The following is a 13,473-nucleotide window of genomic DNA, read 5'->3' as shown; positions in this document are numbered from 1 at the left end:
CCGCCGGTCAGTGAAGGAAAGCCTTACCGGACCGTTCCAGGCGAACCGGTCTGACGGCACAAAACCCGGAATCGGAATAGAAAGAAAAAATAAACCTACATTTAGAATAGTTTTAACGGAAAAATTAACCCTGACCGCTGTAACTATGATATTAATTGACGACATTGGTTGGATTACCTGCCAGGAAATGACGGATGTTTTCGAGGGCTTCACGACCCATGGCGATGCGGGCATCGATGGTGCCGGTTCCGATGTGGGGGGTGAGTACGACATTCTCCAAAGCGTAGAGGGTTTCTGTGATGTGAGGTTCGTCTTCGAAGACATCCAGGGCTGCACCTGCTATTTGACGTTTTTTCAATACTTCGGCCAGTGCTTGCTCATCGACAACAGCTCCCCGGGCTGTATTGACGAGAATGGCTGTCGGTTTCATCAAACTCAGTTCACGCTGTCCGATCAGGTGCCGGGTAGCGGGAGTCAAGGGGGTATGAAGAGTGACGAAGTCGGATTCCCGGAGCAGGGTATCCAGTTCGACCCGTCGGTAACCGGGAACTTCGGTGTGGTGATTATAGTAAATGATATTCATTCCGAAAGCTTCTGCTTTACGGGCGACATTTTTACCGATATTGCCCAGGCCTATAATGCCCAAGGTCTTTCCTTCCAATCCGAATCCCAGGTTGCGCATAGTGCCCCACATACTTTCTTTTTCTATGCGGATACGTTGATTGCATTCGGCAATCCGGCGGGCTGCACTCAGCATCAGGGCCAGTGCCAGCTCGGCCGTAGGACTATTGACCGCTTTCGGGGTATTGGTCACAGCTATACCCTTTTCACGGGCATAGGTGATATCGATATTATTATAACCCACTCCATAATTGCTGATTAGCTTCAGCTTTTTTCCGGCATCGATGATTTTCCTGTCGATCGGAGCATGAAATATGGCCAGCATAATATCGTAATCGGGTAGTATGCGCAGCAATTCCGTTTTACTGAATTCTTCCTTTTCCGGAAAGGTGATTTCCCAATCTGCAGGCAGATTCTGGAAGGGTTCCCGGGGAATATTGTAGGTGACAAGGAGTTTCATAACATCGTTATTATAGGGATTATACGGATTTACTCGAGAGTGGTTCGGGCAAAGGGAGCTGCGTCCAGGCCGATAAATTGTCCTGCCAGGTATTTGTAATAACCGGTAACGGCTACCATCCCGGCATTATCGAGGGAAAATCCCAGACGCGGAATAAAAACTTCCCAGCCTGAGCGGGCTGCTTCGTCATGTACTGCTTTTTGTAAAGCCGAATTGGCCGAAACACCTCCGCCGATGGCTATTTGTTTTATTCCCGTTTGTTTGGCTGCTTTTTTCAATTTAGACATCAGAATATCGATAACAGTCTTTTGAAGAGAAGCACATAAGTCGTTCAGGTTATCCTGAATGAAATCGGGATTGTTTTTCAGTTCATCCCGCAGAAAATAGAGGAATGAAGTTTTCAGTCCGCTGAAACTGTAATCGAGCCCCGGTATTTGCGGTTTGTTAAAAGTGAAGCGTTCCGGATTACCTTCTTTCGCGAGTCGGTCGATAATCGGACCGCCGGGATAGGGTAATCCCATCACTTTGGCACATTTGTCGAAGGCTTCCCCCGCAGCATCGTCGATCGTTTGTCCGATCATTTCCATTTTCAGGTAATCGTGTACAACGATCAGCTGCGAATTTCCGCCCGACACCAGCAGGGTCAGGAAAGGGAAAGAAGGCTGCCGGCTTTCCACTCCCGGTTCTTTGATAAAATTAGCCAGGATGTGCGCCTGCAGGTGGTTTACTTCTATCATAGGTAAATGATTGGCCAGGGCAAAACCTTTAGCAAAAGAAGTTCCTACCAGGAGCGAGCCCAATAACCCCGGTCCGCGGGTAAAAGCTACAGCATCGATGTCTTTCACTTCGATACCGGCCCTTTTGATGGCTTCTGATACCACGGGAATTATATTTTGCTGGTGTGCCCGTGAGGCCAGTTCAGGGACAACTCCGCCATAAGCTTCATGCACTTTCTGGCTGGCAATGACATTACTTAGCACAAGGCCATCTTTCAATATTGCAGCAGAGGTATCGTCACAAGAAGACTCGATTCCTAAAATTACAGTCATATTTATTCTTTAAACTTTATTCTCTAATCTTTGAACTCCAATCGTTTTCAAATCTGATGCAATATTAATATTTTTGTGAGCAAACTAAAAATAACTGCGGGTATAAAAAAGGTTCTTCGGATATTATTGTTTTGTGCAACGGGAGTGGTGTTACTGGCAGGGATGCTTTATCTCCTGTTACAGACTTCGTATGTACAAACTGCGTTGGTTCAATATATTACTCAGCAGGTTAAAGCGTCTACCGGTGTTACTATTCAGATCGGCCATGTCGATTTCCGTCCGGTAAAATCTTTGGTACTGAAAGAAGTTTTATTAAAAGACTTTAAAAACGATACTTTATTATATTGCCAGGATTTGCGGGTAAAGGCAGATTCTTTCAATATCGTAAACAAGAGTTTCACGATCGGTGAAATTGTTTTGAATCAGGCTGATTTTAATTTATGGATATCGCGTGGGGAAGGATCGCCGACAAATATAGAGATGTTTCTGGATTCTTTACAGCGGGTCGCTCCTGCCGATACAGAGGGGGAGGGCGGTGAAAAACAGAGCGGTTGGTTGATGGGATTGAAGAAGGTCAGTCTGCGGGATTCCCGTTTCACTTATCGTGAAGAAGAATATGAACCGGTGGATTATGGCGTTAACTGGACGGATGTGGAATGCCGGGATTTGAATGTCGATATTACGGATTTTGACTTTGGGGATGAATATTCACAGATCGTCGTTTCCGGTTTGAGTTTTATCGAGAAGTCGGGATTGAGGATGAAGGAATTGGATGGACGGGTTCGGATCCGGGAGAGTAATTTGACGATTACGGATGCACGGATAGAACTTGAACGGAGTAGTCTCGACTTGATGAAACTGGAATTCAGCTGGACACCCGATCAGCACGACTGGCGTTATTTTACGACCCGGATGCAACAATATTATGAATTAGGGCCCTCGTCGGTGAGTTTTATCGATCTGGCATATTTTAACGGAGTGCTGAGAGGGATCGATAATACGGTGAAATGCAGCGGTATTGTCAATAACACCATCAATAAGCTGGAAGGTCATGACCTTTATTTTGAATTAGGGGATAAAACCGTTTTTCAGGGAAGTTTTAAATCGGAAGGATTGCCGGATGTATGGAATACACGGTTTCATATCGATTTGTATAAGGCGCATTTGAATCCCGATGATCTGGAAACCGTCTATTTGCCCTGGTTCGATAGGTATATTCCGGTTCCGGAACCTCTGCATCATTTTTCTTTTGTCGATTTCGAGTCGATTTGTTTCGAAGGTACATTATCGGATTTTATGGTGAAGGCGAAGAGTATTACTCCGGCTTTGGCAGGAAATCTGACGTTTCGTTATGCTCCTTGTCCGGACAAAAAGCCCGATTGTGATGCCATGGGTGGGGATTTTCATTTTTATCAGGTCGACTGTGGAAAGTTGTCCGGGCTGTCGATGCTGGGATACGGTAGTTTGTCCGGTAGTTATGCAGGAGTCTGGGATACCCGGGGACCTTCGTTTCATATAGATTCGAAAGTGGAGCGTCTGAATATCCATCAAGGGAATGTCAAAGATATGAAAGTGGCCATGACTTATGAGACGGGAAAGCTGGATGTGATGGCCACCGTGGAGAACGAGCAGATGCAGGGAGGGGTATTGCTGGCTTATGATTTGAGTGATTCCCTGAATTTTTTGAGTACCCGGGGACAGTTACGGATCGATGAATTGGCGGCATTCGGTTTGGATATAAAAGGGGGACAGGAGGCGCTCGAAACTTCGTTCGAGATCATTCATGCCGGGCAGGAAAATAAGAGTTTTACCAATTTATCCCTGACGGATTTCAAATATACCTGTGATACAGCTACATTCACGATAGATAAAATTAGTATGGAGGATAACCAGAAGGGAGATCATAATACTACTACTTTAAAATCGGATGTCGTGGATCTTTTTATTTCGGGAAATTTTCGGGAATTGCGCCCTGCTCCGTTTGTTTTTCGATTGATGCAAAATTATTTACCGGCTTATTCGGTACATCAGCCTAAAAAGACCCGGAAGTATCCGAAACGGAAAGAACCTGAAAAGTTCGATTTTCAATATACCGTGCAGGTAAAAGATGCCGGCCGGATTTTGCAGGTTCTCTATCCTGATTTGTATATAGCTTCGGGTACATTGATTACTTCCGATTACCGGAATGAAACCGGACAATTGCGTCTTCGCCTGACGACCGATTCGATCGGTTATGAGGATATCAGCCTGCTTCATTCCAAAATCGATCTGGTGGGGGATATGCAACGGCTGGATATGAAATATACTACCGACCGGCTCATTTATGGCAATGGATACCAGCTTTATAATGTCAGGAATGAGTTAACGCTTGCGGATAACCATCTGGACAATAGATTGAGCTGGTGTAATTGGGGAGATAAGACTTATAGCGGGGAATTGTCTGCCTGTGTCGTTTTCTCTCCCGATGAAAAGTATGGTTATAACACGGAAATCCGGATTCATCCGGGAGTCATTGTGATGAACGATAGCGTTTGGCGGGTCAAGGAATCTTCGGTTTTTATCGCCGGTAAAGAGATTGATGTAAGTGACTTTTTTATGCAGCGGGGAAAAGAGAGTTTGTCGGTTAACGGTAAACTCTCCGAATCTACTGAAGAAAAGCTATTCGTGAAACTCGAGAATTTCAATCTGGAGAATGTAAGCCGGATCGCTTTGAAACACCGGCCATTTTTGTTCGGAATCGCTACCGGTTCGCTGACTCTTCAGGATTATTATAAAAATTTTATGTTGATTACCGATTTTAATGTCGATAACTGGGGAATCAACCGGGATACTTTAGGATCGTTGAGCCTGCGTTCGTATTGGGATGCGGATAACAGAAACGTCATTGTCGGAGCTGAAAACAGAGTAGACGATGCTGTGCCCTTAGTGGTACAGGGGTATTATACGCCCGAGAAGGATACGATTGATGTCGGCATACATTTGGAAAAAGTGGGATTGGAGCGGTTAGGAATCTATGCTTCTGATTTTGTCACGGAGACTGCCGGGAATTTGTCCGGGAATGTGCGGATTTCAGGAAATACCTATAAGCCGGATATTTCCGGTTTTGTCTATTTCGATTCGGTAGGGATGAAAGTCAATGTTTTGAATACTAAATTTTTTGTTCACGATAGCGTTCATATCGTAAATAATCATCTGTTGTTTCGTAATTTTTATATGAAAGATATTCATGGGCAGCAAGCGGTGTTGAATGGAGAATATCAGTTTTGGGAAAATCGTTACCGCCTCGATGCCCGGTTTGAAAAGTTTATGGTGCTGAATACCGGTTTTGCAGATAACGAATCGTTTTATGGTCAGGTATATCTGAGTGGGTTGGCCGATTTGGATAACCATAATGGGGTGGATAATGTCACGGTCAATGCCCGGACGGAGAATGATTCCCGTTTGTATCTTCCCTTGTCGGCAGGCATGACGGAGCAGTCCAATAATTTTTTGCATTTTGTCCATACCGGACAGCCGGAGAATCAGAAGATACAACCTAAATCGGCAGTATCGGATATTAATTTGAATGCGAACCTGGAGGTCAACGATAAGCTGAATGTACAGGTGATTTTTGACCCGACGGTCGGAGATATTCTGAAAACTACGGGAAACGGAGATATTAAGATCACTTTCGATAAAGACGGAAATCTGAATATGTTCGGGGAATATCAGATTGCAAAAGGGGATTATCTCTTTACTTTGAGCAACCTGGTGAATAAAAAATTTGTACTTACTCCCGGGGGAACGATTTCCTGGAGCGGTTCGCCTTATGAGGCAATGTTGAATATCAATGCGGTATATAATTTGAAAACGACGATTACCGAATTGTTACCGGCAGAAAAACTCTCTTCCGATGAGTCGAATCCCGATGAAAAGATCGCTACGGAATCGGGAAGAAAGGTTCCGGTGGAATGTATCCTGAATCTGAGTGATAACCTGACCAATCCGGTAGTAAAATTCGATATAAACTTCCCGACACTGGAAACCCAGAGTAAAAGTTATATCCAGAGTCTTTTTTCCAGCCAGGACGAGATTAATAAACAAATGTTTTCTCTGTTGGTATTGAACCGATTCTACCGGACAGACAATACGGGGGATTATGGTTTACAAGCCCAGACGGCAGGGGTGACGACTTTGACGGAGATGTTTTCCAATCAGTTATCCCGTTGGTTTTCACAGTTTAGCAGCAATGTAGATATCGGGTTTGCTTACCGTTGGGGAGACCGGGAAAAAGAAATGACATCGGATGAGTTCGAACTGGCTGTCTCAACTCAGCTTCTCGATGACCGGATTACGATTTCTGCTAACGGAAATATGGATGTCGGAGGTAATCGGAACGCTGCCGGGGACGAGAATCGCAAAAATAATATTGCCGGAGACTTCGATATCGAAGTGAAGTTAAATAAACAAGGATCGTTGAAAATGAAGGCTTACTCCCATACGAACGAGAAGCTGCTATATAATAATACGGAAACCATTCAGGGAGTAGGGGTGTCTTATCAGGAATCATTCGATACTTTGCGGGAACTGTTGCGGAAATATTTCGGCTTTTTACGAAAGAGAAAGTAAGCGGGATAGGTGTTCTGTCTGTTTTCACCGTTATGATAAATTCCGGTTTGAAAATGATTTTATAAAAAAAACGGGAAATTGTTTTTAATATGCTGTTTTTTTTACAAATTGCATGCTGCAAACGATTACGAACTTAAACTTTATATATTATGACAGCACAAGAATTTATAGACAGAGAAGCTCGTTACGGGGCTCACAACTATCACCCGCTACCTGTGGTACTCGAACGGGGAGAAGGTATTTATGTCTGGGATACAGATGGAAAAAAGTATTTCGATTTTCTTTCTGCTTATTCGGCTGTGAACCAGGGACATTGTCATCCGAAGATTGTGAAGGCAATGACCGATCAGGCTCAGAAACTGGCATTGACTTCGCGGGCTTTTTATAATGATGTGCTGGGAGAATGGGAAGAATTTGTGACCCGATTCTTTGGTTATGACAAGGTGTTACCGATGAATACAGGAGCAGAGGCCGATGAAACAGCGTTGAAACTCTGTCGGAAATGGGCTTATATGAAAAAGGGGGTACCCGATGGAAAGGCCAAGATTATCGTTTGTGACGGGAATTTTCATGGACGTACCATTACGATCGTTTCGCTCTCTAACGATCCCGAATCGTATGCCGGATACGGACCTTTCACTCCCGGATTCATCAAGATTCCTTATAATGATATTCCGGCTTTGGAGAAAGCACTTCAGGATCCTGATGTGGCCGGTTTTCTGTTGGAACCGATTCAGGGGGAAGCCGGTGTTTTTGTGCCGGATGAAGGATATCTGAAAAAAGCCTATGAACTGTGTAAATCCAAAAATGTCTTGTTTATTGCCGATGAGGTACAAACGGGAATTGCACGTACCGGTAGATTACTGGCTTGTGACCATGAAGGAGTACATCCGGATATTCTGGTGCTAGGTAAAGCGATGTCGGGGGGAATGATGCCGGTTTCCTGTGTACTGGCCAACGACGATATTATGCTTTGTATCAAGCCCGGTGAACATGGATCGACCTATGGGGGGAATCCGATTGCAGCCAGAGTGTCCATTGCTGCTTTGGAAGTGGTACGGGACGAAAAACTAGCCGAGAATGCGGAGAAATTGGGACAAGTGTTCCGGGATCGGATCAGTAAAATCCATTCGGATATGATCGAACTGGTACGTGGTAAAGGATTGTTGAATGCCGTTGTGATTAAGCCTAAGAACGGTAAAACCGCTTGGGATGTATGTTTGAAATTGAGAGATAAAGGCTTATTGGCTAAACCGACCCACCAGCATATTATCCGTTTTGCCCCACCTTTGGTGATCAACAAGATGGAACTCATGGAAGCCATCGGTATTATAGAAAATACGATAGCTGAATTCGAATAGCTTGACAACAGCCGGAGCATAGGTGCCGGCTGCTAAAATAAAAGACGAAGGGCGAGAGAATGCCTTTCGTCTTTTTGTATCTTTGTCGCAGGCTGATCGGTTCATACGACGGTCTGGAAAACGAATGGGTATGAAACACAATTGGAAACCGGGAACGATGATTTATCCTTTACCGGCAGTGCTGGTGAGTTGCGGTGCGACTCCCGAAGAATATAATTTGTTTACAGTGGCCTGGACTGGAACGGTTTGTACCAATCCGCCCATGTGTTATATTTCGGTAAGGCCGGAGCGGTATTCTTATCCGATCATTCGGCGACAGGGCGAATTCGTTATCAACCTGACAACCGAAGACCTGGCTTTTGCTACGGATTGGTGTGGAGTTCGTTCAGGGCGCGATTACCGGAAATTCGAAGAGATGAAACTCACGCCCGGAAAGGCCGGAGTGGTTCGGGCGCCGATTGTTGAAGAAGCCCCTGTATGCATCGAATGCCGGGTGAAAGAGATCGTCCCTCTGGGATCACATGATCTGTTTCTGGCCGAAGTGGTGAATGTACAGGCCGATGACCGGTATCTGAACCCCGAAACGGGAAAATTTGAACTCGACCGTGCAAATCCTTTGGTGTATACTCATGGGGAATATTTCGGTCTGGGCAAGAAGATCGGGAAATTCGGATGGTCCGTGGAGAAAAAGAAGAAGAAAAATAAGAAATAAGAGAAGGAATTTTAATGAAAAGATAAGATGAAAAAAATGTTTCAAACGATGTGGCTATTGGGTGTACTGGTCCTGATCGCTGCGTGCGGGGATCATTCCCGCTTTAAGTATGAGTCGGTGCCCGGAGATCCGTTGAATGCCCGGATTTATACTTTAGACAATGGCTTAAAGGTGTATATGACGGTCAATAAAGATCAACCCCGGATTCAGACCTATGTCGCCGTCCGCGCCGGTGGAAAGAACGATCCGGCAGAGACGACCGGGTTGGCCCACTATTTTGAGCACCTGATGTTCAAAGGAACGGATAGTTTCGGAACACAGAATTACGAACAGGAGAAACCGATGCTGGACCGGATAGAAGCTTTGTTCGAGGTATATCGGAAAACGACGGACGAGGCTCAGCGGACTGCTCTCTATCGTCAGATCGACAGTGTGTCTTATGAGGCCTCTAAGATCGCTATTCCCAATGAATACGATAAATTGATGGCGGCGATCGGAGCTACCGGGACAAATGCCTATACTTCTTACGACCAGACTGTTTTTGAGGAAGATATTCCTTCGAATCAGGTAGAGAACTGGGCTAAAATACAGGCCGATCGGTTTCAGCATCCTGTTATCCGGGGATTTCATACCGAACTGGAAGCTGTTTATGAAGAAAAAAATATGTCCCTGACCAAAGATAACCGTAAAGTGATCGATCAGGTGATGGCCGGTCTCTTCCCCCACCATCCTTATGGAACTCAAACCATTTTGGGAACACAGGAAAATCTGAAAAATCCGTCTATTACGAATATTAAGAATTTCTATACTCAATGGTATGTACCTAATAATATTGCGGTTTGTCTTTCCGGAGATTTTGATCCCGATGTAATGATCGAAACGATAAACCGTTATTTCGGTGGAATGAAACCGAGTCAGAACTTGCCTGAACTGAACTTTCAACCGGAGCAGCCGATTACCTCTCCTATAGTGAAAGAAGTGGTGGGACCGGAAGCTGAAAATGTGACTTTGGCGTGGAGATTTCCGGGAGCAAACAGTGAGGACGTAGAAACCTTGAATCTGCTGGCTCAGGTGTTGTACAACGGACAAGCCGGTTTGATCGACCTGGATATCAATCAACAACAGAAAATGTTGGGAGCTGCTGCCTATCCTTTCTTATTAGCTGACTACAGTGTATTTTTAATGGAAGGAACACCTAAAAACGGACAAACCCTCGAAGAAGTACGTACACTGCTGTTGGAAGAAATCGGAAAGTTGAAAAAAGGAGAATTCGACGAGAACCTGATCGCTGCGACGATCAATAATAACAAACGCGACAGACAAAAACAATTGGAAAGCAATGAAGACAGAGCAACCTGGTTTGTCGAGTCGTTTGTCAACGGTACGAATTGGGCCGATGAAGTGGCTTCACTCGACCGGATGAGTAAAATTACCAAACAAGAGCTGATAGATTTTGCCAATACTCATCTGAAAGATAATTATGTCGTGGTCAATAAACGGCAGGGGAAAGACGAAAGTGTAAAGAAAATGACTAAACCGGCCATCACTCCGATTGTGACCAACCGGGATAAGAGTAGTGCTTTTTTGCGGGAGATCCGGACAACACCGGTAAAACCCATCGAACCGGTATTTGTCGATTTTTCAAAAGATATGGCTCAAGGAAAACTCAAATCCGATATTCCTTTGTGGTATAAGAAAAACCCGACGAACGACCTGTTCTCTTTAACTTATGCTTTTGAGAAAGGAAATAATGAGGATCGTTATCTTTCCACTGCTGCCGGCTATCTGGATTATTTGGGTACTTCCGAATTGAGTCCGGAACAGGTGAAGGAAGAGTTTTACCGTTTGGCTTGTGATTTTGGTATTCGTCCGGGAGCTGACCGTACCTATCTCACTATTTCGGGTTTATCCGAAAATATGGGAGAGGCGATTCAATTGGTCGAATCTCTGCTGGCAGATGCTCAACCCAATCCGGAAGTACTGGAAATTATGAAAGGTGATATTCTGGAAGGGAGAGCGAATACAAAATTAAATCAGCAGGCAAATTTCAGAATGCTGATGCAATATGGTTTATACGGACCGAAATCGCCTGCGACCAATGTGCTTTCGGCTGATGAAATACAAAATTTAAAGTCGGAAGAGCTGTTGGCCCACCTTCGTGATCTGAGCAAGACCGAACATACTGTCCTTTATTACGGCCCGAAGACCCAGGAAGAAGTTGTGGCAGAAGTGAATCGGTACCATCAGGTGCCTGAAAAGCTGATCGCTGCAGATAAGGCTTCGCTTTTTAAGATCAGAGAAACCGGAGAAAGTAAGGTTTTGTTAGCTCCGTATGCTGCTGCTCAGGTATATATGGCTGCTATTTCTAACCGGGGAGAAAAATTCGATCCGAATATTTATCCGGTAGCTACCTTATATAACGAGTATTTCGGGGGAGGTATGAATTCGATCGTATTCCAGGAATTGCGTGAAGCCCGGGGATTGGCTTATTCGGCATCTGCCGGTTTGGGTGAGCCTTCCCGTCTGGACAAGCCTTATATTTATTCTACTTTTATCGCTACTCAGAATGATAAGATGGGAGATGCTTTGACTGCATTCGATGAAGTTATCAATCATATGCCTGAGTCTGAAGCTGCCTTTAATCTGGCAAAAGAAGCTTTGATTGCCCGGTTACGGACCGACCGGATTACCGGAGCCGGAATTTTCGATGCCTATCAGGAAGCAAAGGACCTGGGATTGGACAGTGACCGCCGGAAAATGTTATTCGACGATTTGCAGAAACTGACCCTGGATCAGGTAAAGGATTTTCAGGAAAAATGGGTGAAAGACCGCAAATATACCTATTGTGTATTGGGAGATGAAAAAGAATTGGATATGAAAAAATTATCTTCTTATGGTCCCGTAGAGCGACTGACTACCGAACAGATTTTTGGGTATTAGAGAGTTGCTGGGTTAAAAGAGTTACTGAGTTGCTGAGTTAAAAGAGTTACTGAGTTGCTGAGTTAAAAGAGTTACTGAGTTGCTGAGTTAAAAGAGTTACTGAGTTACATGAGGGGGGGAAGAGGTTGTATAGGGGCGGTTAAATCCTTGCGACCTCTGTAACTTCTGTAACCTTTGTAACTCTTTATCACTGACTCAAAATAAATTTGAAACCCCATTCCTTTGTACTATCTTTGTTGAGCAGATCTAATAGGGGAAAGTAATGAAATTTAATTTAATATTGAGTTGTTTCGTGGCCATTCTGGCTTTGGTAAATCCGATACAGAAGGTGTTGATCGTCACGTCTTTGCAGGAACGTTTTTCTCCAACCGAGTTACGGTATATTTCGATTAAATCGACGATTACGGCAATGCTTATTCTGATTTTTTTTCTTTATCTGGGACAGGTGACTTTTAGTTATGTTTTTCGGGTCGAGCTTTACTCTTTTCAGATTACTTGTGGGGCTGTGCTGATGTATAACGGTTTGTCCGGTTTGTTGAAAGGATTTTTTATGAAAGTGGATGAACATATTAAGATTGCCGATTTAACCACTGTACCTATAGCTATTCCGATGATTGCCGGACCTGCTACGATTACTGCTGCAGTTACTTTCCCTGTTCAGTATAGCCGTTTTGTCACGATCGTTGCTATTTTACTGGCTTTGGCTGTGAACCTTTTCTTTATGCTGAAAGCCCGAAGGATCGGTAGTTTTCTGATTAAATATAATTTTATGAATCCTTTGATCCGAATTATCGGATTGATCGTTGCTACGATCGGCCTTCAAATGGTATTCGACGGTATTACTTTATTTATTAAGACATTAGCCTGAACGATCAGGTACAGCCTCGGAAATAAAACCGATGATTTTCAAATATGGGTTCGATTAATTCGAAGCGGATGAATTTTGCCAGTGTATTTTCTGCTTTTATCCGGGGAATACGGGCCAGACGACAATACTGATTAAGGGTTATAGCCGGATGGGTTGTGAGATAATCCAATAGTAATCGTTCTTGCTCTGTATAATGAAGAAAGGAACCTTTTGGGGTCCCTTCTTGTTGCCAGACTTTTAAATGTACCGGAGTAGCGAGGATATTCTCGTCTTTTATACGGATATAAGCCCAGCATTTATTTGTCTGATCTTTGGCATAATAAGGTTTGGTTGTTCCGGGAGGTACAATGACTTCCAACACAGTGTGTCCGTCGATATCGTGAATCTGCATTTGACAGTTTACCTGAGGTTGGCAATACAATTTTGCTGCTGCCTCGATCATGTAAATTTCCTCCTCCGAACGCACTCCTGCAATTTTTCCGTTATCTTTCACCCCAATAAGCAAGCGCCCTCCGTCCGTATTGGAAAAAGCCGATAAGGATTTGGCTATTTTCCGCGCATCCGAGATCTCGAATTTGAAATCCTGTTGTTGGTGCTCTCCTTCTTCTATCAGTTTATAAATATAATCTTTACTGTTCATGGTATAGAGTTGCTGAGTTATAGAGTTGCTGAGTTGCTGAGTTAAAAGAGTTGCTGAGTTAAAAGAGTTGCTGAGTTAAAAGAGTTGCTGAGTTAAAAGAGTTGCTGAGTTGCTGAGTTGCTGAGTTATAGAGTTGCTGAGTTGCTGAGTTAAAAGAGTTGCTGAGTTAAAAGAGTTGCTGAGTTATAAAGTTGTTGAGTTGAAAGAGTTTGTT

General features: G+C 44.1%; 8 protein-coding genes. 5 read left to right on the top strand and 3 right to left on the bottom strand.

What is annotated here, in order from left to right; genetic code table 11:
- Positions 1–151: 151 nt before the first annotated feature.
- The gene (locus AC5RDS_RS11055) at positions 152–1,081 is read right to left on the bottom strand and encodes an NAD(P)-dependent oxidoreductase (protein ID WP_306445969.1); all 930 of its coding nucleotides are present in this window, start codon (positions 1,079–1,081) and stop codon (positions 152–154) included.
- Positions 1,082–1,110: 29 nt separating this feature from the next.
- Complete coding sequence (tsaD, locus tag AC5RDS_RS11050; RefSeq protein ID WP_022160002.1) at positions 1,111–2,130, bottom strand: tRNA (adenosine(37)-N6)-threonylcarbamoyltransferase complex transferase subunit TsaD; 1,020 nt, start codon at positions 2,128–2,130, stop codon at positions 1,111–1,113.
- Positions 2,131–2,205: 75 nt separating this feature from the next.
- On the opposite strand from tsaD, the gene AC5RDS_RS11045 reads away from it, so the two are divergent.
- The 5 genes from AC5RDS_RS11045 to AC5RDS_RS11025 all read left to right on the top strand — a co-directional run bounded on the left by AC5RDS_RS11045 (position 2,206) and on the right by AC5RDS_RS11025 (position 12,619).
- On the top strand, positions 2,206–6,738 hold the full coding sequence (locus AC5RDS_RS11045) for a translocation/assembly module TamB domain-containing protein (protein WP_494222339.1): 4,533 nt from the start codon (positions 2,206–2,208) through the stop codon (positions 6,736–6,738).
- A gap of 149 nt (positions 6,739–6,887) precedes the next feature.
- Complete coding sequence (gene rocD, locus AC5RDS_RS11040; RefSeq protein WP_013611659.1) at positions 6,888–8,099, top strand: ornithine--oxo-acid transaminase; 1,212 nt, start codon at positions 6,888–6,890, stop codon at positions 8,097–8,099.
- Between the two features lie 130 nt (positions 8,100–8,229).
- Positions 8,230–8,811: a flavin reductase family protein gene (locus tag AC5RDS_RS11035; protein ID WP_046402438.1), complete on the top strand. Its 582-nt coding sequence runs from the start codon at positions 8,230–8,232 to the stop codon at positions 8,809–8,811.
- Positions 8,812–8,838: 27 nt separating this feature from the next.
- On the top strand, positions 8,839–11,751 hold the full coding sequence (locus AC5RDS_RS11030; RefSeq protein ID WP_087394135.1) for a M16 family metallopeptidase: 2,913 nt from the start codon (positions 8,839–8,841) through the stop codon (positions 11,749–11,751).
- Between the two features lie 262 nt (positions 11,752–12,013).
- Entirely contained in the window at positions 12,014–12,619 is a 606-nt protein-coding gene (locus tag AC5RDS_RS11025; RefSeq protein WP_013611656.1) for a MarC family protein, read from the top strand.
- A gap of 4 nt (positions 12,620–12,623) precedes the next feature.
- On the opposite strand, the gene AC5RDS_RS11020 is transcribed toward AC5RDS_RS11025, so the two are convergent.
- On the bottom strand, positions 12,624–13,259 hold the full coding sequence (locus AC5RDS_RS11020) for an AlbA family DNA-binding domain-containing protein (RefSeq protein WP_013611655.1): 636 nt from the start codon (positions 13,257–13,259) through the stop codon (positions 12,624–12,626).
- Positions 13,260–13,473 lie beyond the last annotated feature (214 nt).

Source organism: Odoribacter sp. (genome assembly GCF_985060555.1).
This window is presented reverse-complemented; position numbering and strand designations above follow the sequence as displayed.